The following is a 20,889-nucleotide window of genomic DNA, read 5'->3' as shown; positions in this document are numbered from 1 at the left end:
GCAGCTGCCCTGTTTGGGTCAGGAGCTTAACCCAGCATCCCCGCAGCTTTCACCGCTTTCACGCAATCCCGCTCTTCCATCAGTTTCTGGAAGGCGTGGAGCTTTGGAAACGGTGTGATGTCCACACCATCGCCTTTAAGCCAGGTGCTGACCACGTAAAGGTAGGCATCAGCAATGCTGAAGGTGTCGCCAAGCACGTAAGGGCCGGTGACGATGTTCTCTTCCACATAGGCGCAGCAGGCAGTCATGGTTTCCGGCACCTTGGCGCGCATGTCGTCCCAGCTGGCTTCCTTGTCTGCCCAACGGGCACCGCGCAGTTTGTGGGCATGGTTCACATGCATGGTGGAAGCCAGATAGTACATGGCCTCCCGCATCTTGGCGGCCTTGTAAGGATCCGAAGGCTTCAGACTGTCATCCGGGGCAAGATCAGCAACGTAATCGAGCAGCGCACCGGCCTCTGTCAAAACGCCATGGTCTGTCACCAGAACAGGAACACGGCCCTTCGGGTTCACCTCTAACAGCTGCGGACGGCTGACCTCCGGGTTCTTAAAGTCGATCTTGTGCGTGGTGTAAGGGACACCGGATTCTTCAAGGGCAATGGCAACGGCAATTGAAATGGTGCCGGGAGCGTAAAACAGTTTCATAGGTCACTTATGTTTGCTGGAATGATCAGATGCCCACAGCCTATACGCAGCTTTACCAACCTGCAATTGAGCTTATTGTGACCAGCACTTAAGCGAACTGCTTTAGCGCCTGTAAAGTTCGCCTTGCATGTCCTCTCGCAGGGCCATGAGTTCCTCAGCCAGAAAATCCACAAAGCGGCGGATGCGGACGGTTTTGCGCAGGTCTGCATGAAGCACAATCCAAAGCGACTGCCCCAACTCAGTCTTGGTGCCGGGCACGCGGCACAAATCAGGAAAGAACCGTTCAAAAACCACAGGGAGGTAAGAGAGACCGCAGTTCTCTCTCAACAATCGGAGGCGCATATATCCATCGGACACCATGTGCCGGATGTCAGCATGAGGGAAGGGGCTTTGAGCTACCCAGTTGGTCGTGTGTGCGTCACCTGGCCAACCGATCCAGGAAAGACCAGAGCCTTGCGGTCCGGACTGCGCAAACGCAGCGTCAATGTAGGCCTGGCTTGCATAGATGCCGATGGCTATGGGGTAGAGTTTGCGGGCAACCACATCCTCGCTCACTTCATAGGCCGCACGCAGAGAGACATCTGTCTCGTCCTTGTTGATCTCCTCAACGGCAGAAGTGAGCCTCAGCTCCACCTGAATATCAGGATAGGCCTCCTGAAACCTGCTGATGATTGGAGAAATCACATCATAGGCAAACGTGGGCGTGACAGAAAAGCGGAGCGTCCCCGCTTCGCTCTTGTCCAGCGCCTCAACACGTTTGCGCGCATTGATGATCACCTGTTCTGCCTGCTCGGCAAACGGAAGCACGGTTTCGCCGGCATCAGTCAGCTTGAAGCCTTTGGTGGAGCGACTAAACAATGCCACGCCATAACTGGCCTCAAGAGCCTGAATGTTGCGGTTCACAGTGCCATAGTTAGTATGGAGCAACTCAGCGCCCGCTCTCAAACTGCCCGCCCGCGCAACAGCAAGAAAAGACGGCAACAGCTCCCAGTCCAGTGACCTCATGGTGTCTCTCTTGTTACATCAGGGTAATGCCTTGTTTCTTATTATATCATTCTTGTTCTCATTAGGTAACGTAAAATGCACTCCAGACATAATCAGGAACCCACCGCCGGTTCCGTTGAAGATTGATGATTGGAACACCCGATGACAACACGCTATCACCCGGCCTTAGTAGCCTTGCACTGGATCCTCGCCCTGATGATATTTATGGCGCTGGTGGTGGGAGGGCCCATGATGGCAGCTATGGAAAGCACTGACCCGCAAAAACTCACTGGTATGACTGGGCATATCATCTGGGGCATGACCATCGGCGTGCTCATCCTTCTGCGCCTCATCACCCGTTTAGTGACAACAAAGCCTGCAAAAGCAGACACGGGAAAAGCTGCACTCAACACTGCCGCTGGGCTGACCCATTGGGCCATGTATGCGCTGGTTGCAGGTATGGTGCTCTCCGGTCTCGTTATGGCCTATAACGCTGATCTCTTTGCAATAACGCTGGGCGGCTCCGGAGCCCCACTCCCAGAAGATCTCACAGTGTATCCGGCACGTGTCGCCCATGGTGTCATCGCGAACGTGCTGACTGCTTTGCTTGTGCTGCATGTTGTTGGATGGGCGTTTCACCAGTTTATCCTGCGAGATAACCTCATCAGCAGAATGTGGTTTGGGAAGAGACTAGCAGCCCCAAAGGCAGAAGCCGGGCAACAAACGCTGGAAGCCTGACCCCGATCCAAACTGGCTGCATGGGAACACCGGCAGCCAGTTTCTCTTTAGAGGGTTAGCCTCTCACCCGCGCGGGGTTACCTACCACGGTGGCTCCGGCGGGTACATCTTTGGTCACCACACTGCCTGCGCCAACAATGGCCTCATCACCAATAATCACGCCCGGCATGATGATCGCAGCCCCGCCAATCCATGCTCGCTTGCCAATGGTCACCGGCTTTGCGACTTCCAGTCCCGCACAGCGCTTCTCTGCATCCTTGTGGTGCTGGGCGCAATAGATCTGCACATTCGGCCCAAGCATGGTCTGGTCACCAATTCGCACAGGCGCTGTATCCAAAATGGTGCAACCCGCATTGAGGAAAACCCGTTCTCCCAAATGAATGTTGATGCCATAAGCGCAATGAAACGGCGCCTCGATGATTGTGCTGTCGGTGGAACTGCCAAGCAGCGCACGTAGGGCAGGGCTTATCCAGCCACGCTTGCTCGGGTGCAGCGTGCGATGCTCATGTATAGCGTGGTAGGCCGCTTGCCGCAGCGTTTCCAGCTCGTCATCGATGCAGGTGTACCATTCACCCGCTTCCATCTTTTCGCGTTCTGTTTTCATGATGGGTCTGTTCCTTGAGTCTTCCCGTAACTCTCGGAAAAATAGAAGAGTCTTGCAAGCTGCATTTTTACTGCAATAAGGCATTTGGGAAAAAGGCAGGCATCGCACACCGCAAAGCCTGCCCGTCACTCAACAGATGCCACAGCCTCAACTGGAGATCCCCCAGCATGGTGAAGGTACTACGCATCGGAGAGCTGATGACTTAGGAAACCGGCGATATCGGGAGCAGGCGAGGCTTAGCTCGCCGCCGTACCTTGTATGGATTGCGAGCCGTTTAGCAACAACTGCACCACCAGATCCGCGTAACCTTCGCGGGTCAGGTCGCCGCCCGGTTTAAACCACAGATAAGACCAGTTGAGCATGCCAAACAGGCTCATGGTCACGGGCTTGATCAGGGCACTACCATCGCCAAACTGCGGGTTTGTGGCCGCAACTGCCTTGGCGAAGATGGCAACAAGTTTGCGCTCCAGCTCAATGATGTCCTGCTTCTTCTCAGTTGGAAGAAAGGACAGCTCGTTGATCTGCAGCTTATGCTCAGAATCTGCGTCCTCATAAGCCAGCAGTAAAGCACGGCACAGGCCGCGTAAGCGTTCCAATGGGTCCGGCTCTGCCTGAGCAACACTTTCCACCGCCTCCACCAGCTCTTCAAGGTGAGCGCTGATGATGTCGATCAGCAGCGTCTCTTTGTTCTCGTAATAGTGATAGAGCAAAGCCTTGGAGAAACCACAGATCTTGGCGAGCTGTGCCATTGAGGTTTTGTCATAGCCTTGCTGCGCGAAGGCGCGCGCCGATAACTTTAAGATGGATTTGCGTTTGTCGTCATAATCCGCTGCTCTGGTGCGCGCCATGCTTTTTAATTCCGTTAATCTTCTTTAGGCCGCAGGTCGATAACCCGCGTGGCCTTGCCTTGGCTTCGTTCTATGGAATTTGGCAGGCCCACGTCTACCCCAACCGAAATTCCGATGTTGTTTTTCACATGAACCGCCAGTTCCTTGGCACTTGCCAGACGATCAGCGTCAGACGTTGCATGTGCAGCGGCTTCCACGTTGACGGTCAGCTGGTCCATACGCCCCTTGCGGGCAATCTGGATCTGGTAGTGAGGGGAGAGCCCGTCACAGCGCAGCATCTGCTCCTCAATCTGGGTCGGGAACACATTCACACCACGTACGATCATCATGTCATCAGAGCGACCAGTGATCTTCTCCATACGCCGCATCTTGCGGGCTGTGCCCGGCATCAGGCGGGTCAGGTCGCGGGTGCGGTAGCGGATGATCGGCAGGCCTTCCTTGGTCAGCGTAGTAAACACCAGCTCACCTTCTGATCCATCCGGCAGAACCTCACCAGTTACCGGATCAATGATCTCCGGATAGAAGTGATCCTCCCAGATGTGCAGACCGTCTTTGGTCTCCACACACTCCTGCGCCACACCCGGACCCATAACCTCTGAAAGGCCATAGATATCAACCGCATGCATGTCGAAGGCTTGTTCAATCTCTTCGCGCATGGAGTTGGTCCACGGCTCAGCTCCAAAGATGCCGATCTTGATGGAACTCTTGCGCGGATCAAGGCCTTCTTTGCGATACTCATCCAAAATGGAGAGCATGTAAGACGGGGTGACCATGATGATCTCAGGCTTGAAATCCTCAATGAGCCGCACCTGCCGCTCTGTCATGCCGCCCGACATTGGTATAACGGTACAGCCAAGCGCTTCCGCGCCGTAGTGCGCACCCAGACCGCCCGTAAACAGCCCGTACCCATAGGCGATGTGCACTTTGTCACCCGGCTTACCGCCTGCTGCACGAATGGAGCGCGCAACCACACCAGCCCAGGTTTCAATGTCTTTCTTGGTGTAGCCAACAACGGTTGGTTTGCCAGTGGTGCCAGAGGATGCATGTATACGGCAGATATCCTCTTCCGGAACAGCAAACATTCCGAACGGATAATTGTCGCGCAAATCCTGCTTGGTGGTGAAAGGAAACTTCGCCAGATCAGCAAGGCTTTGCAGATCATCAGGATGCACGCCAGCTGCATCAAAACTGTCTTTGTAGAACTTTACGTTCTCATAGGCGTGCCGCACTGACCAGCGCATGCGCTCCAGTTGCAGTGCGGCAAGGTCCTCCCGCGCAGCCGTTTCAATAGGCTCCAGATCGGGCCTGCGTTCTTCAACCTCCAACATTTTCTCCTCCTCAAATGCTGGTTATCCATAAAAACTAGGTGCTTAACTCGATATGAGTCCCTTTGATGGTCCTCGAGTTTCCGCGAAATTCTGCAATATGCGCGCCATCCTGATTGCGCACATGAATGTCGTAAATGCCGGATCGGCCTTGCACGGTAAGTTCCTCGGCAGTTGCCGTTAAAACATCATCCTCAAAGGCTGGGGCGAGATACGTGATGGAACACTGAAAGGCGACAACACGCTGGTTGTGGCTGTTGCATGCGAACGCAAAGGCGCTGTCCGCAAGGGTAAAAATGTACCCACCATGACAGGTTTTGTGCCCGTTGGTCATGCGCTCTAACACCTTCATGGAAATCACAGCCCGTCCGGGTGCAATCTCGTCCAGCGTCATCCCAAGCGCTTGCGTTGCTTCATCTTCGTCCCACATGGAGGCCGCAACGGCCTCCGCCAAGTCCTGCTTGTTCATCAGCGCTTGCCTGAATACTTTGGAGCCCGCTTATCCATGAAGGCCGTCACGCCCTCCAGATAATCCGGTGTCCGTCCGGCTTCGCCCTGGTAATCCCGCTCCAGATCAAGCTGTTCATCCAGCGTGTTGCCTTCAGACGCATTCAGCGCTTGCTTGATCAGACCAAGGCCGATGGTTGGTCCAACAGAAAACTCCTGCACCATGGCAGTGGCTTCTTCCAGAAAGGTCTCGGCAGAAGAGCACTTCCAGATCATGCCCCATTCCGCGGCCTGCGCAGCGGTGATAGGTGTGCCGAGCATGGCAAGGCCGCGCGCACGGGCAGAGCCGACAAGCCGTGGTAGGAAGTAAGTGCCGCCAGAATCCGGCACCAGCCCGATTTTGGCAAACGCCTGAATAAACTTGGCTTTTTCAGAAGCAATCACAATGTCACAAGCCATGGCGATGTTGGCACCTGCACCAGCTGCCACCCCATTGACCGCACACACGATCGGCATGTTGATCGACTTCAGCTTGCGGATGAGGGGATTGTAAAAATCGCCGATAGTCTGAGTAAGATCGGGTGGAGGGGAGTCCGCTGTTGGCTTAACGCGATCTCCAAGGTCCTGACCTGCGCAGAACCCTTTGCCTGCAGCCGTCAGCAAAATGGCGCGGCAGTTGTCATCTGCGTCCGCAGCTTCCAGCGCCGCATAGAGCGCGCGATGCATCTCGTCATTGAACGAGTTCAGCTTGTCAGGGCGGTTCAGCGTAATCACGTGGTAGTTGTCATTCACATCCACCAAAATGCTCTGCTCGGAAATGACAGTGGTCTCGCTCATGGTTTCTCCCTCCAAATAGATCAATCATCACTCCCCAGTGAACCACCGAATCTCCTTCAATGAACTTCCAAATTCATGAGGAGAGCCCTCTGGAAAACCTAATCACTTCGTAGGCTGGTCGATGGTTCTAGCACTTTTTGCTTGAAATGACTGACCGGTCGGTAAATTATTGTCTGGAAGTGAAACCGCTGTCAATTGGAATTCAACTCACACATTGGTCGAAGAAGCACTGCGGTAGGCGCAGGTTTTTCGAGGAGGAACAATGAGTAACTTTTTTGAAACGCACAAAGACACGCTCTTTCAAGCAGTAAAGACAAGTAAATCAAGAGACTACTGGTCTGCTTATCCTGAGATTGCATCCGGTAAGATCTATGGTGAAACAGCAAAAGACGATCAGCTTGCAGAATTTGAGGGGATTCTCGGCAAGCCATTCGCACTGGGCCAGCCAACCAACGGCAACTGGACAGGCGCAGAATCGTCTCCCTATGGCAAAGAGCTGGGTGTCACCTATGAAGATGCTGATCCCGCAGAGCTGGTCAAAGCAGCCTCAGAAGCAGGCAAGAGCTGGGCGAAGGCCACCGTTGAAGAGCGCGTTGGCGTTGCGTTGGAAATGCTGGCTCGCATCAACAAAAAGTCATTCCTCATCGCTAACGCGGTGATGCACACTTCCGGTCAGGCCTTCATGATGGCGTTTCAGGCAGGTGGCCCACACGCGCAGGATAGGGGACTGGAAGCCGTCGCTTATGCTTATGACGCAATGACCCAGACACCGACCGAGGTGACCTGGACAAAGCCGCAGGGCAAACATGACCCGATCGTGCTCGACAAGAAGTTCCGCGTTGTGCCACGCGGTGTCGCGCTGGTTATCGGCTGTGCAACCTTCCCAACCTGGAACACCTATCCAGGCATGTTCGCAAGCTTCGTTACCGGCAATCCGGTCATCATCAAGCCGCATCCAATGGCGATCCTGCCAATGGCCATCTCCATTCAGATTGGCCGCGAAGTGCTGAAAGAAGCAGGCTTTGATCCAAACGTGCTGATGCTGGCTGCTGATACCGCGGATGCGCCAAAAACCAAGGAACTGGTGACCAATGATGCTGTAAAAATCATCGACTTCACCGGCTCCAATGCCTTTGGGGCATGGGTGCGTGAAAATGCAGGCGATGCATTGGTTTACACCGAGGAAGCAGGCGTCAACGCGATTACGATTGAATCGACCGACAACCTGCGCGGCATGGCCAGCAACATCGCGTTCTCACTGTCGCTCTATTCCGGTCAAATGTGCACCACACCGCAGAACATCTTCGTTCCCCGTGATGGCATTGAAACCAATGACGGCAAGAAGAGCTTTGAGGAAGTGGCGCAAGCCATCAAAATCTCGTTGGACAAGCTTCTCGGCGATCCGGCCCGCGCAGCTACAATCCTTGGTGCCGTGCAGAACCCGTCCACACTGGAACGCATTTTTGCAGCAGGAAAACTGGGCAAAGTGATCCGCTCATCCGAGCCAGTGGAAGGCATGAATGGCGCACGCTCTGCAACACCAACTGTTGTGGCTGTCGATTCTAAAGAGGAAGAAGCCTATATGCAGGAGCGCTTCGGCCCGATCTCCTTCATCATTGCCTGTGATGACATTGACGATGCCATCGCCCGAGCAGCGGGTTCAGCCAAGAGCCACGGTGCAATCACTGCAGCGCTGTACTCAACAAAGGAAGAGGTGATTGATCAGGCCACTGATGCCTACGCATGGGCAGGCGCACCGCTTTCTGTAAACCTCACTGGCAACATCTATGTGAACCAGTCAGCAGCTTACTCTGACTTCCACGTTACCGGCGCCAACCCGGCAGGCAACGCCAGCCTCACTGACGGCGCCTACGTCGCCAACCGCTTCCGCATCGCCACCGTCCGCCGTCAGGCAGCCATGGCATAAGCCAAAGTTTTGGAAACAATAAAAAAAGGGCCGGTGCAATGCATCGGCCCTTTTCGTATTTGTATATCTAACTGAACTTAAGCGTTTGCGAGATCGCGTGCTTTGGCAACTTCTGCAGTTGCAGCTTCAGCAAGTTCGAGAGCCTTCAGGCCATCAAAGCCGTTTGGTGAGATCTCAGAACCACTGGTCAAAGCGTCAACGAATGCCGACAGCTCAATGCGGTAAGCTGCTTCATAGCGCTCCATGAAGAAGTCCATGAGTGGCTCAGCGGTGTAGCCGTCACCATTTGCAACAGTCACAGTGGTGGTGCGCATGTTTTCTGCAGACACCATACCCTTGGAACCGTGCACTTCCACGCGCTGGTCGTAGCCGTAAGTGGCGCGGCGGGAGTTGGTGATGGTGCAGATCTTGCCGCTTGCTGTCTTCAGCGTTGCAGTTGCCGTGTCCACATCACCAGCAGCACCGATCTCTTCAGATACGATTGCGCTGCCCATGGCGTTTACTTCAACAACTTCTTCGCCAAGCAGGAAGCGAGCCATGTCAAAGTCATGGATCATCATGTCTTTGAACAGACCACCAGAGCGCTTCACGTAGTCGACTGGTGGCGGGGAAGGGTCACGAGAGGTGATCTGAACCATCTCAACGTCACCAATCACTCCAGCTTCAATCTGGCGCTTCACTTCAGCGAAGTTCGGGTCAAAACGACGGTTGAAGCCAACCATCAGTTTTGCGCCAGTCTCTTCAACAACCTTGAGGCATTCGCGCACACGGTCGCCGTCCAGATGGATTGGCTTTTCGCAGAAGATTGCCTTACCAGCACGCGCAGCCTGCTCAATCTGCTCAGCATGCAGATCGGTTGGGGTCGCAATGATCACAGCATCAATAGCCGGATCATTCATGATGGCGTCAAGGCCGTCAACGCGTGCACCTGTCTGAGCTGCAATCTCTTTTGCAGCATCTTCAAACGGGTCGAACACAGCAGCCAGCTTGGCATTTTCAAGCTGGCTCACAGCTTTTGCGTGGGTCTTGCCAATACGGCCAGCTCCCAACAGGCCAATTGAAACAGTCATAGCTTATCTTTCACAACAGCGTTTATATCGCGCATCTCCAACGAATGCCTGGTGGTTTCCGCAGAACCTACGCGCTTATTAAACGCGTGCTCCCAAGGACATATCAGTGGGAACACGCGGATATCAGGTGCCTTAGGCGTCCGCAGGTTTTGCGTCGCGCTGTGCAATCCAGTCGTGGTCAGGGTGGTTCTGGAAGCGCCATTTGCGCATCGGGCCAGCCATCACATTCAGATAGTACATTTCGTAGCCATACGGAGAGCCGCAAGGGTGGTGCCCTTTTGGAACCAGCACAACATCCCCGCTGGACATGGCAATCGCCTCATCCAGCTCACCGTCTTCAGTGAACACACGCTGGAAGCCGAAACCCTGGTCCGGGTTGAGACGGTGGTAGTACGTCTCTTCCAGATAGGTCATTTCCGGGAAGTTATCTTCATCATGACGATGCGGAGGATAAGACGACCAGTTGCCCTGAGGGGTGTAAACCTCAGTCACCAGCAGGCTCTCTGCAAAGTCCTGGTCTTCCATGGCAATCGGGTGGATGTAGCGGGTGTTGGCACCAACGCCGCGCTCAACACTTGGAATATCATCCGGGCCAATCACGCGGGCAGGGTAGCTGCCGTCTTTTGCAGGGGCAGTACACACAGCCAGTGTCAGCTTGGTAACAGCAGTTGCGCTCCACTCAGCTCCGGCAGGAACGTACACACACCATGGCTTGATGCGTTCAAACACGTTCTTACGCTCACCAAGCACACCAAAATCCTGACCATCAGAAGTGATGGAGGCTTTGCCTTCTACGATAACCAGAATGGCTTCTTTACCCTTCATCAGCTCCTTGGCGTTTGCGCCCGGTTCCAGATGATAAAGGCCAAAACCTACGTAGCCCCAACCGGCAGATTCAGGCGTGATGTCATGCACCTTGCCCTCTGTACCATTGGGTTTTACGAGAAGCTTGCTCATGCGACTACCTTCTTATCAAGACCAGCGCTGATAGCCATCTCACGCAGTGCTTTCAGGCCCATGCTCTGGTATGTGAACGGATTGCGCTGATCAGGGTCCTGCTCTGCTTCAATCACCAGCCAGCCTTCATAGCCATGCTCGGCTGCAACCTTCAGCACAGGTTCAAAATCAACGCCGCCTTCTTTATCGCCAGGAACGGTGAACACACCGCGGCGGACGCCTTCCAGGAAGCTCAGGCGCTCGCCTTCAACCTGTGCGCGGACAGTCGGGCGAACGTTCTTCGCATGCAAATGGCGTACACGCGCCATATGCCTCTTGGCAACTTCAACCGGATCTGCACCACCAAACCATGCATGGCCAGTGTCCAGCAGCAGGTAGGTGTTCGGTCCGGTCACGTCCATAAAGCGATCAATCTCTTCACCGCTCTGTACCACAGTACCCATGTGGTGATGGTAAACGAGCGAGATACCCTGCTGCGCGCAGTAAGCAGCAATCGCTTCAACATCAGCGCCAAACTTCGCCCACTGGTCATCAGCCAGCACAGGCTTGTCTGCCAGCGGGGTATCATCAGCGCCGTGGATCGCGTTGGAAGTCTCACAGGTGATGCAAACCTTACAGCCCATGGCTTTGAGCAGATCGAGGTGCGGCTGGATAGCCTTCTTTTCCTCTTCAACGCTGTGAGCCAACAGGTTCAGGGAATGCCAGCCAGAAACAAAGGCAAGACCATGCGGGTCGAGCGCAGCTTTCAAAGCAGCTGGCTCGGTTGGCATCTTGTGGCCCTTTTCAATGCCGTCAAAGCCGATTTCACCGGCTTCTTTCAGGCACTGTTCCAGAGAAATGTGCGCACCAAGAGTACGGTCGTCGTCATTGCTCCACGCAATTGGGTTGGTTCCGTAACGGATCATTGGCCTTAGTCCCCCAAACGCTGATTGGTCAGCGCATGCTCATAGCCCTTGCGAGCTTCATTAACTTCTTTTCTTTTTGATACTTCTGGCACAGCTACATCCCACCAATGGCCACCTTCCGGCATGGTTGGCAGCGGATCAGTGTCGATCACAATGCAGTAGGACTTGGTGCTGGCTTTTGCGCGCTCCAGAGCTTCACTCAGCTCTTCAATGCTCTTCACGTGCTCAGAGGTTGCCCCCATTGCACCCGCATGTGCTGCAAAATCAATGTTGGATGGCTCAACGTGGTAGGCGTCATCCAACAGGTTGTTGAAGTTGTCACCACCGGTTGCCATCTGCAAACGGTTGATGCAGCCATAACCGCGGTTGTCCAGCAGAACCAGAATGATCTTGTGACCCAGCATGACGGAGGTCGCCAGCTCGGAGTTCATCATCATGTAGCTGCCATCGCCAACCATGACGACCACTTCGTTCTCAGGCTTGGCCATCTTCACGCCAAGACCACCGGCAATCTCGTAGCCCATGCAGGAGAAGCCGTATTCCAGATGGTAACCACCCGGCTTATCGGTCTTCCAGAGCTTGTGCAGCTCGCCCGGCAGGCCACCAGCCGCACACACAACAGTGGTGTCTGCATTGGACGCACGCTGAACAGCACCAATCACCTGCGCATCAGTTGGCAACTCATTGCCGCCCTCGGGGGCTGCCGTTGCATTCTCAACGGCAGAGAGCCAGGTCGCAAGGTGAGACGCAGTCTCGGTCTCGGCCTTCCAGCTACCCAGGTTTTGGCTGAGAGCCTGCAGGCCAACACGTGCATCACACACCAGCGGAAGTGCATTGTGCTTGCCAGTGTCATAAGAAGCTGCGTTCAGCTGCAAAATACGACGATCCGGGTTCTTAAACAGTGCCCAGGACCCTGTCGTGAAGTCCTGAAGGCGTGTGCCGACTGCAATGATCAGATCAGCACCTTCAGCAACAGCGTTCGCAGCAGAAGAGCCGGTCACACCAACACTGCCCAGATTCAGCTCATGATCCCATGGCAGAGCGGACTTGCCAGCCTGCGTTTCAGCAACGGGTACATTGTGCGTCTCGGCAAAGCTCTTCAGATCATCCGTTGCCAGAGAGTAGTGAACACCACCACCAGCAATGATCATCGGCTTCTTCGCAGCGCGGATTGCAGCAACCGCAGTTTCCAACTCAGCTGCATCAGGTGCAGGGCGGCGGAAGTGCAAGGTGCGCTCTTCAAAGAAGCTCACAGGCCAGTCATAAGCTTCAGCCTGTACGTCCTGACACATGGCCAGAGTAACAGGACCGCACTCAACCGGATCAGTCATAACCGCCATGGCGCGTGGCAGAGCTGTCAAAAGCTGCTCAGGGCGCTGGATACGGTCATAGTAACGGCTTACAGGGCGGAAACAGTCATTCGCGCTGACAGTGCCATCCTGAAAGTCTTCAATCTGCTGAAGCACTGGATCCGGTGCACGGTTGGCAAACACATCACCTGGCATCAGCAGAACCGGCAGGCGGTTCACGTGAGCCAGCGCAGCAGCAGTCACCATGTTGGTCGCGCCCGGACCAATGGAGGTCGTCACAGCCATCGCACGGCGACGGTTGGATGCCTTGGCATAGGAAATAGCCGCATGGGCCATACCTTGCTCGTTGTGACCGCGATAGGTCGGCAGCGTGTCCTGCGTGTGATAAAGCGCTTCACCAAGACCCGCCACGTTACCGTGACCGAAAATAGCCCAGACCCCAGCAATAAAGCTGTCTCCCTCAGGCGTTTTCTGGGCTGCTAGATAGCGAACCAGAGCCTGCGCGGCTGTTAATCTGATCGTGCTCATGCAACTTCTTTCTTATCCATTCGGGCCTGCTCCCAGACAGATCCGAGGCCTTCAAATTTTGCAGCCATGTTAGCGATGGCTTCTTCGTCAGAAATGTTTCCACCAAGCCACTTCTCAGCAGCCTCAGCAAAAATAGTGCGACCCACAGCAAAACCTTTCACAAGGTCATACTTGCCTGCAACCTTAAAGCTCGCGCTAAGCTCCTCAGCTGGTGCATCAAGGCCAAGAACAACAATACCGCGACACCAGGGATCATTTGTCTTGATCGCGTCACACGCTTTCTGCCAGCCTGCATCGGTCTTCAAAGGCTCCAGCTTCCACCAGTCAGGGTAAACACCCAGATCATAGAAGCGCTGAATGATGGTCGCGGTGGTATCATCATCAACCGGTCCAACCTTGGACGGGATGACTTCCAGCAAAAATTCCAAATTATTTTCACGGCATGCATGCGCAAGGCGTAAAATGGTCTCTTGCTGACGGGCCTTCATCTCAGCGCTGTCATCCGGATGGTAGAAGCACAGCACCTTGACCACATGCTCAACCGGCCATTCCGCCAGCTGCGAACCAAGGTCCGGACCAATCTCCAGCTCCAGTGGGCGAGAGCCCGGTAGTTCAACCGGACGGCCAATCCAAAGACCAGAACCTGTTGCTTTGAACAGAGCTTCCTCACCAAGGCGGCCATCACACAAAATACCGTAGTCGTCACCACCAGCACGAACCTGCTGAGCAGCTTTAAGGCAAAGCTCTTTAAACTCAGGGATCTTGTCTTCGGATGCGCCAACTTTGGCTGCCATGTCTTCCAGCTGAGAGCGGTGATCGAAGGCAAACACCTTCATGTTGGACCATTTACCCTTGCGGTTGGTAGACCAGTGGATCTGCTCAAGCTTCTTATCTTTGCGCAGAGCATGCTCAGAGGAACCGTTATCAAGGAACCACTGCAGCTCTTCCCAGCTTGGGTAAGCAGGGGCACAGCCATGACGGGAGACAGCAAACGCACCGCATGCATTGGCATAGGTGAGGGTGGTTTCCCAGGTCTCATCTTTCAGCCAGCCGCGCAGCAGGCCAGACATAAAGCCATCGCCTGCGCCAAGCACGTTGAACACCTCAATCGGGAAACCCGGACCGGACTTGCCATCATCAAGGCTCGTGCCAATCTCGTCTTCAAACACCACAGCGCCCATTGGGCCACGCTTGCAAACCAGAGCAGCCTTGCTGACCTTGCGCACAGCATTCAATGCTTCAAGAGTGTCGGTAGAACCGCCGGCGATGTGGAACTCTTCTTCCGTGCCCACGATCAGATCAAACAGGTGCAAGTGCTTTTGCAGCTCAGTGGTCACCTTTTCAGAGGCGATGAAACGCTCTTCGCCATCACCATGACCTGCAAGACCCCAAAGGTTCGGGCGATAGTCAATGTCCAGAGCAGTGCGGGAACCGTTCTCTTTCGCAAGACGCAGCGCTTTTAGAACAGCAGCTTCCGTGCGTGGGTGCGAGAGATGGGTACCGGTAACAGTCACACAACCAGCTGAGGCGATGAATTCAGGATCAATATCATCTTCGCACAGCGCCATGTCGGCACAGTTTTCGCGATAGAAAATCAGCGGAAACTGCTCTTTGTCGCGAATGCCAAGAATAACAAGGGCGGTCAGGCGATCCTTGTCAGTAACAAGACCATCAACGCAAACGCCTTCTTTAACCAGTTGTTCGCGGATGAAACGGCCCATGTGCTCATCCCCTACGCGGGAGATAAGGGCAGATTTCAGCCCAAGACGGGCTGTTCCGACTGACATATTGGTTGGTGAGCCGCCGACATACTTATTGAATGAAGACATGTCTTCCAGTCGGCTGCCAACCTGCGTTCCATACAGGTCGACCGATGACCGGCCGATTGTGATGACATCAAGTGATTTCAACGGATTCTCCCAATCAGGTACTAGCATTTCCTGAAAGATTACATATTCCAAAAATAATCACAAGTGGAATATCTGTTCAAAATAGAATGAGCTTTGTTCCAAAATTTTAAACAAGCTCACTTCCAAATTCAGTCCTTTGCCGGCTTCCTATTGATTCCTTAGAGATACTCTAGGAGAGGGACGTCCACTTTCGTGCATCGCCAACCGCAACAGCGATAGAAGTGGCAAGACACATGGTTGTGGAGAGTGATCTGAACGCGCCATGCTCGGCCTCATTAACCTCCAGAACAGTTGAAGAAACGCGGGCAATTGGAGACAGAACGCTGTCGGTCAAGGATATAACAGAGACACCCCGGCCAAAGGCCTTGCTCGCAAACTCAACCACCTCAGGAGAGTAGGGGCTGAAGGTCGCAACAAACAATGCGTCGTTCTCATTGATGAACTGAACGCGTTCCTCCAGAATGCCACCCGTGTATTCCAGCAGGTTTGTTCTCACGCCCATCTTGCCCAATGTATAGTGTAGGTAGCTGACGACCGGATATGCACGCCGCAGGCCTAATAAGTGTATGTTTTCTGCAGCTGACAGTGCCTCAATGGAGCGCTCAAGAGCGACCGTGTCGACCTGGCGCAGCAGATCATCAAGCGACTGTTTGGACCGTTCAACAAAGTTGCCAAGAATGCTGCCTGGAGTGTTTGTTCCACTCTCGCGGATCTTCGTCAGGCGCTCCGTATATTCAGAGTTGCGACCAACCAGCTGCCCCTGAAAGATCTGCTGCATCTGCGAGAAACCGTCAAATCCCAGCGTTTGGGCAAAGCGAACAAGAGTAGAAGGCTGCACGCCTGCAGCGCTGGCAATCTCGGCTGTGGTGCCAAGAGCGATTCTGTCCGGATTCGCCAAAGCATATCTTGCGCACTGCAAAAGGCGCTTGGGCATGCTGTCTGAAAGAGTACTTATTCGAGCTTTCAGGCTCTCGTAATCCGAGGGAATGTCTGGGCTAATTGCGTCTAAATTCTGTGTCATGAAAAAAATCTATTCCAAAACTTGAAAAACCGCAATGTACGTTCTATAAATTTGGAATGAATTTTCCGAATTGCTCAAATTTGGATGAATTCTACGATTGTAGGGCCGGTAACACGTGCTCTGTCCATCACCCTTTTAAAGTGCTGTTTCAGCACGGATTTGCCGCAATCAGGCTTGCGTTGATATAATGGGGGTGATGGGTGCTTTTGCCCGTGGGACGGCTGAGCACTACAATTCGTGCGGAAACGCATTCGAACTCCAGTGTTTGTGGACGAGATAAACACCGGACTTCTAGGGGAAACCCTGACTTAAAATTGGCATCCGCCAATCTTGGGAGGTTTATATGAAAAAGACTTTACGCGCGTTCGTAGCTGCTGCTGCGATCATGACTGCACCTGCTGTAATGGCTGCTGACATCATTGTTGTGAGCCATGGCCAGGCAAATGACCCATTCTGGTCTGTTGTTAAGAACGGTGTAGACAAAGCAGCAAAAGACAGCGGCGCTAACGTTTCTTACCGTGCTCCAGAAACTTTTGACATGGTGGCCATGAGCCAGCTGATTGATGCAGCAATCGTTCAGGAGCCGGACGGAATTGTTGTGTCCATTCCTGATGGTGACGCGCTCGGCCCATCCATTACCAAAGCAGTGGAAGCTGGCATTCCAGTTATCTCCATGAACTCCGGTAGTGATGTGTCTGCAAGCTTCGGTGCTTTGTTGCACGTGGGCCAGGACGAGTATGACGCCGGTAAAGCAGCAGGCCAAAAACTTGCTGACATGGGCGGCAAAGTCGGCATCTGCGTCAACCAGGAAGTGGGCAATGTGTCCCTCGACCTGCGTTGTGACGGTTTTGCAGCTGGCTTTGGTGGCAACGTAACTGTTGTTCCAACAAATAACGATCCAGCTGAAGTTGAAGCGAAGATCAAGGCAACTCTGCAATCCAACGAAGACATCGACACCATCATGGGTCTTGGTGCTTCTCTCGTGGGTGAGCCAGCAGTGGCAGCTGTTGAAGCAGTTGGACGCACTGGCGAAGTAAATGTTGCAACCTTCGACATGTCCGCAGGCTTCCTGCAGTCAGTTGCTGACGGTAAAGCAGCATTTGCAATCGACCAGCAGCAGTTCCTTCAAGGCTACCTGCCTGTTATCTTCCTCGCTCTCAATGCAGAGTACGGACTTATCCCTGGTGGCAACGTTCCATCCGGTCCAAACCTGATCACCGCTGATAAAGCCGGTCAGGTTGTAGAGCTGTCCGCTCAAGGCATCCGTTAAGGAGCTTTGCTGTGGGAGGGGTGCACGCATCCCTCTCATGTCATGCAAAACTGAGGGAAATAAAATGTCCGATCTTGCTGTTGAGAGCGCGGACGAAAGAGTAAAAAACGTCTCGCTCATCTCCCGGCTCATGAAGCGTCCTGAACTTGGCGCCATTGCTGGCCTTGCTCTCGTAACAATCTTCTTTCTTTTTACTGCTGACCCTAAGATGTTCACCCTCGCGGGGATCCTGAACTTCATGACGCCTGCTGCCCAACTCGGCATTCTGGCTATTGGGGCAGCACTTCTCATGATCGGCGGTGAGTTTGATCTCTCCGTTGGCTCTATGGTTGCGTTCACAGGCCTGATTTTCGGCGCGGCAATGGTCACCTTCGACCTGCCACTCTATGCAGCGATTATTGTCACCTTCATCGTGGCAGCTGCAATGGGTGCCATCAACGGACAGATCGTCATCCGTACGGGCTTACCGTCTTTCATTGTAACGCTTGCGTTCCTGTTTATCCTGCGCGGCCTGTCTCTGGTAGGCCTTAAAGCGGCAACCGGCGGCTCCACTCAGCTGCGCGGCATCCGTGCAGAGTTTGAAGGCAGCTGGCTTGCTGACTTCTTTAGCGGAGAAGCGTTCACACCATTCTTCTACTGGCTGGCTGAAGCGGGCTGGATCGACACCTTCAAGTCCGGCAAGCCGAAAGTAGATGGCATCCCGGTCGATATTCTCTGGTTTGGTCTGCTGGCTCTTCTGGCAACCTGGGTTCTGCTTCGCTCTCCGTTTGGCAGCTGGATCTTTGCAGCTGGTGGCGACAGCAACGCGGCAAGCAACTCCGGTGTACCAGTGCGCAAGGTCAAAATGTACCTGTTCATGTTCACCGCATGCTGTGCAGCTCTTGTTGCCATCCTGACTGTTATGGATGCAGGCTCAACGGACGCCCGCCGTGGCTTCCAAAAGGAGTTTGAGGCAATCATTGCAGCGGTGATCGGTGGCTGTTTGCTGACAGGCGGTTACGGCTCTGCAATTGGCGCCTTCTTCGGCTCCATCATCTTCGGAATGGTGCTGATCGGCCTCAGCTACACCAATATCGATCAGGACTGGTATCTGGTCTTCCTCGGTTCCATGCTGCTGATCGCGGTGTTGTTTAACAACATGATCCGCAAGCGCGTCACAGGGGAGCGCTGATCATGACGAAACCTATTGTTGAGATGAAGAACATCGAAAAGCATTTTGGCTCTGTCATTGCTTTGGCTGGTGTTTCGTTCTCCGTCATGCCCGGCGAAGTGCATTGTCTGCTTGGTGACAATGGTGCAGGTAAATCCACCTTCATCAAAACCATGTCTGGCGTGCACAAGCCAAGTAAGGGCGAGATCGTCGTGGATGGTCAAAAGCACGTCTTTGAAAGCCCACGTGATGCTATGAATGCAGGCATTGCAACGGTGCATCAGGACCTTGCGATGATCCCGCTCATGTCCATCACCCGCAACTTCTGGCTTGGTCGTGAGCCAGTCAAAAAGTTCGGCCCGATCTCTTATTTCGACCATAAGTACGCCAACGAAGTCACTATGGAAGAAATGTCTAAGATGGGCATTAATCTGCGCGAACCTGATCAGGCTGTGGGCACACTGTCTGGTGGGGAACGCCAGACAGTCGCAATCGCGCGCGCCGTGTATTTCGGAGCGAAGGTCCTCATCCTCGACGAGCCAACCTCTGCTCTTGGCGTACGCCAGACGTCAAACGTGCTCTCGACCATGGACAAGGTCCGCAAAAAGGGTGTTGGCGTCGTGTTCATTTCGCACAACGTGCGCCACGCCATGGCAGTGGGTGACCGCTTCACAGTGCTGAACAGGGGCAAAACCCTCGGCACTGCGAAGAAGGGTGAAATCACCGCTGAGGAACTACAAGATCTAATGGCTGGCGGGCAGGAGCTTGCCAGCTTGGAGGCATCATTGGGCGGCACTGTTTGATGTGTTTTCCCGAAAATCGCAGATCGGTTTTCGTGTCAGGCATACGCAACATTCAGGATGTTCAGTGAGACACTGAGGAGCGGCATTACCCGATCGTGCCGCTCCTTCATTTTATCAATGCCCCGTTCATAACGCGTTCTATTCTAGGGGCACTTCCAGGATTACTGAGATGGAAAAAATCGGCGTAGGTCTGATTGGAACCGGATACATGGGCAAATGTCATGCTCTGGCATGGAATGCTGTATCCGGTGTGTTTGGTGGTGAGCTGAAGCCAGAATTGGTGACGCTTGCTGAGGTGAATGAAGAGCTGGCAGCAGCACGTGCAAAAGACTTCGGCTTTGCCAAGTCAACGGGCAACTGGCGCGATATGCTGGCAGATCCCGATATTCACATTATCTCGATTACCACGCCGAATGAGTTCCACCCGGAAATGGCAATCGCAGCTCTGGAAGCTGGCAAGCACGTCTATTGCGAAAAGCCAATGGCTCCGTCCTACGCGGACGCGCAGAAGATGCTGGAAGCCTCCCGAAAGTCCGGCAAGAAAACTTTCCTGGGGTACAACTACATCCAAAATCCCATGATGCGCCGCATCCGTGACCTGTTGAATGCAGGTGAAATCGGAGAAGTGCTGCAAGTCCGTCTGGAAATGGACGAAGACTTCATGGCCAACCCGGATGATGAATGGGGCATCAAAAGCGGCGCAGCTTCCGGCTTTGGCGCACTGGATGACTTTGGCGTGCATACCATGTCTCTCTTCATGGCTCTGGACCTGCGCATCTCAAAAGTCATGTGCCACATGACCAAGCCATATGCGACCCGTAAGGACGCAGCAGGCAACGACAAAGCTGTTGAGACCTATGACGCAGCCACCGTGCTGTTTGAACTGGAAAACGGCGGCAACGGCACCCTCCAGCTCAACCGCTCTGCATGGGGCCGTAAAGGCCGTATTGCAGCGCAGATCTTCGGCTCAAAAGGGTCTATCGTTTATGATCAGGAACGCATGAACGAAATGCACGTCTACAAAGCTGAAGGTGACGTGGCAGGGCAGGGTTATACCACGGTTCTGGCAGGGCCAGCCCATGCACCATACGACCGCTTCATCCCGGCCCCAGGCCACGGTCTCGGCTTCAACGATCTGAAGATCATTGAAGTCAACGAGATTCTGAAAAGCCTGCAGGGTGAAGACAGCCACCTGATCGACTTCGAACGTGGCATCTTCATTGAAGGCCTCGTTCAGACCATGGCCAAATCTCACGAACAGGCCAGTTGGGTCAGCGTCTAAGTCTGTTGAGAGTAGAAGAGAACTAAGGGCGCATGAACAGCGCCCTTTTTTTGTGAGCCAGCGTCTTCCTTGCAATACGTTCTGAGAAAAAAAGATTTAACCCCCTAAAAGCCTTTGGGAAAACTCATTGAGGTGCTGGACAGAGGAAATCAGGCGCCCTATAAGACCCTCACCTCAGCGGGGCACACTGCCCAACGCGAAATGCCCGGATAGCTCAGTTGGTAGAGCAGCGGATTGAAAATCCGCGTGTCGGTGGTTCGAATCCGCCTCCGGGCACCACTTATCTTGTTGAAATTACTAGATAATAAACTGAGTATTCGCTCAGCTTT

General features: G+C 53.9%; 19 protein-coding genes and 1 tRNA gene. 7 read left to right on the top strand and 13 right to left on the bottom strand.

The annotated features are described in order from the left end of the window. Positions 1-26 precede the first annotated feature (26 nt). Together PsAD5_RS10940 and PsAD5_RS10935 are read right to left on the bottom strand one after the other, a co-directional pair. Positions 27-644, bottom strand: a complete 618-nt coding sequence (locus tag PsAD5_RS10940; RefSeq protein WP_063292140.1) for a glutathione S-transferase family protein — start codon at positions 642-644, stop codon at positions 27-29. A 102-nt stretch (positions 645-746) separates the two neighbouring features. Beyond that, positions 747-1,649 (bottom strand): LysR family transcriptional regulator, encoded by a 903-nt coding sequence (locus tag PsAD5_RS10935; protein ID WP_063292139.1) that lies wholly within the window; start codon positions 1,647-1,649, stop codon positions 747-749. Between the two features lie 141 nt (positions 1,650-1,790). Here PsAD5_RS10935 and PsAD5_RS10930 point away from each other — a divergent pair, with 141 nt between their 5' ends. Then, complete coding sequence (locus PsAD5_RS10930; protein ID WP_084405942.1) at positions 1,791-2,366, top strand: cytochrome b; 576 nt, start codon at positions 1,791-1,793, stop codon at positions 2,364-2,366. A 55-nt stretch (positions 2,367-2,421) separates the two neighbouring features. Here the strand turns inward: PsAD5_RS10930 and PsAD5_RS10925 are convergent, their stop codons facing one another. The 5 genes from PsAD5_RS10925 to paaG form a co-directional block, all read right to left on the bottom strand. Then, positions 2,422-2,970, bottom strand: coding sequence for a sugar O-acetyltransferase (locus PsAD5_RS10925; protein WP_063292138.1), 549 nt, complete (start codon positions 2,968-2,970; stop codon positions 2,422-2,424). Between the two features lie 236 nt (positions 2,971-3,206). Further along, positions 3,207-3,818: a TetR/AcrR family transcriptional regulator gene (locus PsAD5_RS10920; RefSeq protein WP_063292137.1), complete on the bottom strand. Its 612-nt coding sequence runs from the start codon at positions 3,816-3,818 to the stop codon at positions 3,207-3,209. Positions 3,819-3,832: 14 nt separating this feature from the next. Beyond that, the gene (gene paaK / locus PsAD5_RS10915; protein WP_063292136.1) at positions 3,833-5,146 is read right to left on the bottom strand and encodes a phenylacetate--CoA ligase PaaK; all 1,314 of its coding nucleotides are present in this window, start codon (positions 5,144-5,146) and stop codon (positions 3,833-3,835) included. Between the two features lie 34 nt (positions 5,147-5,180). Continuing rightward, positions 5,181-5,612, bottom strand: a complete 432-nt coding sequence (paaI, locus tag PsAD5_RS10910; protein WP_063292135.1) for a hydroxyphenylacetyl-CoA thioesterase PaaI — start codon at positions 5,610-5,612, stop codon at positions 5,181-5,183. Next, positions 5,612-6,427, bottom strand: coding sequence for a 2-(1,2-epoxy-1,2-dihydrophenyl)acetyl-CoA isomerase PaaG (gene paaG / locus PsAD5_RS10905; RefSeq protein ID WP_208981741.1), 816 nt, complete (start codon positions 6,425-6,427; stop codon positions 5,612-5,614). Before paaG ends, paaI begins: the two co-directional genes overlap by 1 nt. Before the next feature lie 262 nt (positions 6,428-6,689). Between paaG and paaN the strand changes: the two genes are divergently transcribed. Next, positions 6,690-8,354 (top strand): phenylacetic acid degradation protein PaaN, encoded by a 1,665-nt coding sequence (paaN, locus tag PsAD5_RS10900; RefSeq protein ID WP_063292134.1) that lies wholly within the window; start codon positions 6,690-6,692, stop codon positions 8,352-8,354. Between the two features lie 77 nt (positions 8,355-8,431). Here paaN and iolG read toward each other — a convergent pair whose 3' ends face one another. From iolG to PsAD5_RS10870, 6 genes are all read right to left on the bottom strand, one after another. Next, positions 8,432-9,424, bottom strand: coding sequence for an inositol 2-dehydrogenase (iolG, locus tag PsAD5_RS10895; RefSeq protein ID WP_063292133.1), 993 nt, complete (start codon positions 9,422-9,424; stop codon positions 8,432-8,434). A gap of 132 nt (positions 9,425-9,556) precedes the next feature. Then, positions 9,557-10,381 carry a 5-deoxy-glucuronate isomerase gene (iolB, locus tag PsAD5_RS10890; RefSeq protein ID WP_063287368.1) on the bottom strand — a complete coding sequence of 275 codons (825 nt, stop codon included), beginning with the start codon at positions 10,379-10,381 and terminating at the stop codon, positions 9,557-9,559. Then, the gene (gene iolE, locus PsAD5_RS10885; protein ID WP_063292132.1) at positions 10,378-11,286 is read right to left on the bottom strand and encodes a myo-inosose-2 dehydratase; all 909 of its coding nucleotides are present in this window, start codon (positions 11,284-11,286) and stop codon (positions 10,378-10,380) included. Before iolE ends, iolB begins: the two co-directional genes overlap by 4 nt. A gap of 5 nt (positions 11,287-11,291) precedes the next feature. Beyond that, a complete protein-coding gene (gene iolD / locus PsAD5_RS10880; RefSeq protein ID WP_063292131.1) occupies positions 11,292-13,124 on the bottom strand; it encodes a 3D-(3,5/4)-trihydroxycyclohexane-1,2-dione acylhydrolase (decyclizing) in 1,833 nt (610 codons plus the stop codon). Next, on the bottom strand, positions 13,121-15,061 hold the full coding sequence (locus tag PsAD5_RS10875; RefSeq protein ID WP_193778149.1) for a bifunctional 5-dehydro-2-deoxygluconokinase/5-dehydro-2-deoxyphosphogluconate aldolase: 1,941 nt from the start codon (positions 15,059-15,061) through the stop codon (positions 13,121-13,123). The genes iolD and PsAD5_RS10875 overlap by 4 nt, the downstream gene beginning before the upstream one ends. A 142-nt stretch (positions 15,062-15,203) precedes the next feature. Beyond that, entirely contained in the window at positions 15,204-16,055 is an 852-nt protein-coding gene (locus PsAD5_RS10870; RefSeq protein WP_063287371.1) for a MurR/RpiR family transcriptional regulator, read from the bottom strand. Between the two features lie 343 nt (positions 16,056-16,398). Between PsAD5_RS10870 and PsAD5_RS10865 the strand changes: the two genes are divergently transcribed. The 5 genes from PsAD5_RS10865 to PsAD5_RS10845 all read left to right on the top strand — a co-directional run bounded on the left by PsAD5_RS10865 (position 16,399) and on the right by PsAD5_RS10845 (position 20,839). Next, positions 16,399-17,325, top strand: coding sequence for a sugar ABC transporter substrate-binding protein (locus PsAD5_RS10865; RefSeq protein WP_063292130.1), 927 nt, complete (start codon positions 16,399-16,401; stop codon positions 17,323-17,325). A gap of 64 nt (positions 17,326-17,389) precedes the next feature. After that, positions 17,390-18,496, top strand: a complete 1,107-nt coding sequence (locus PsAD5_RS10860; RefSeq protein WP_063287373.1) for an ABC transporter permease — start codon at positions 17,390-17,392, stop codon at positions 18,494-18,496. 2 nt (positions 18,497-18,498) lie between these two features. Next, on the top strand, positions 18,499-19,278 hold the full coding sequence (locus PsAD5_RS10855) for an ATP-binding cassette domain-containing protein (protein ID WP_063292129.1): 780 nt from the start codon (positions 18,499-18,501) through the stop codon (positions 19,276-19,278). Positions 19,279-19,447: 169 nt separating this feature from the next. Then, complete coding sequence (locus PsAD5_RS10850) at positions 19,448-20,560, top strand: Gfo/Idh/MocA family protein (RefSeq protein ID WP_063292128.1); 1,113 nt, start codon at positions 19,448-19,450, stop codon at positions 20,558-20,560. Positions 20,561-20,763: 203 nt separating this feature from the next. Beyond that, a tRNA-Phe gene (locus tag PsAD5_RS10845) sits at positions 20,764-20,839 on the top strand. The last annotated feature ends 50 nt before the right edge of the window (positions 20,840-20,889 follow it).

It is taken from the genome of Pseudovibrio sp. Ad5 (assembly GCF_001623095.1).
Lineage (GTDB): Bacteria > Pseudomonadota > Alphaproteobacteria > Rhizobiales > Stappiaceae > Pseudovibrio.
The sequence above is the reverse complement of the archived record's forward strand: the minus strand, read 5'-3'. Positions and strand labels throughout refer to the sequence as shown.

Bases quoted from the DNA above. Each gene is read 5' to 3' on its own strand.
- PsAD5_RS10925 (WP_063292138.1), bottom strand. From the start codon at position 2,970: ATGAAAACAGAACGCGAAAAGATGGAAGCGGGTGAATGGTACACCTGC.
- PsAD5_RS10865 (WP_063292130.1), top strand. From the start codon at position 16,399: ATGAAAAAGACTTTACGCGCGTTCGTAGCTGCTGCTGCGATCATGACT.
- iolB (WP_063287368.1), bottom strand. From the start codon at position 10,381: ATGAGCAAGCTTCTCGTAAAACCCAATGGTACAGAGGGCAAGGTGCAT.
- iolD (WP_063292131.1), bottom strand. From the start codon at position 13,124: ATGAGCACGATCAGATTAACAGCCGCGCAGGCTCTGGTTCGCTATCTA.
- PsAD5_RS10940 (WP_063292140.1), bottom strand. From the start codon at position 644: ATGAAACTGTTTTACGCTCCCGGCACCATTTCAATTGCCGTTGCCATT.
- PsAD5_RS10935 (WP_063292139.1), bottom strand. From the start codon at position 1,649: ATGAGGTCACTGGACTGGGAGCTGTTGCCGTCTTTTCTTGCTGTTGCG.
- PsAD5_RS10875 (WP_193778149.1), bottom strand. From the start codon at position 15,061: ATGCTAGTACCTGATTGGGAGAATCCGTTGAAATCACTTGATGTCATC.
- paaN (WP_063292134.1), top strand. From the start codon at position 6,690: ATGAGTAACTTTTTTGAAACGCACAAAGACACGCTCTTTCAAGCAGTA.
- iolE (WP_063292132.1), bottom strand. From the start codon at position 11,286: ATGATCCGTTACGGAACCAACCCAATTGCGTGGAGCAATGACGACGAC.
- PsAD5_RS10870 (WP_063287371.1), bottom strand. From the start codon at position 16,055: ATGACACAGAATTTAGACGCAATTAGCCCAGACATTCCCTCGGATTAC.
- PsAD5_RS10855 (WP_063292129.1), top strand. From the start codon at position 18,499: ATGACGAAACCTATTGTTGAGATGAAGAACATCGAAAAGCATTTTGGC.
- PsAD5_RS10930 (WP_084405942.1), top strand. From the start codon at position 1,791: ATGACAACACGCTATCACCCGGCCTTAGTAGCCTTGCACTGGATCCTC.
- PsAD5_RS10920 (WP_063292137.1), bottom strand. From the start codon at position 3,818: ATGGCGCGCACCAGAGCAGCGGATTATGACGACAAACGCAAATCCATC.
- paaG (WP_208981741.1), bottom strand. From the start codon at position 6,427: ATGAGCGAGACCACTGTCATTTCCGAGCAGAGCATTTTGGTGGATGTG.
- iolG (WP_063292133.1), bottom strand. From the start codon at position 9,424: ATGACTGTTTCAATTGGCCTGTTGGGAGCTGGCCGTATTGGCAAGACC.
- paaI (WP_063292135.1), bottom strand. From the start codon at position 5,612: ATGAACAAGCAGGACTTGGCGGAGGCCGTTGCGGCCTCCATGTGGGAC.
- paaK (WP_063292136.1), bottom strand. From the start codon at position 5,146: ATGTTGGAGGTTGAAGAACGCAGGCCCGATCTGGAGCCTATTGAAACG.
- PsAD5_RS10860 (WP_063287373.1), top strand. From the start codon at position 17,390: ATGTCCGATCTTGCTGTTGAGAGCGCGGACGAAAGAGTAAAAAACGTC.
- PsAD5_RS10850 (WP_063292128.1), top strand. From the start codon at position 19,448: ATGGAAAAAATCGGCGTAGGTCTGATTGGAACCGGATACATGGGCAAA.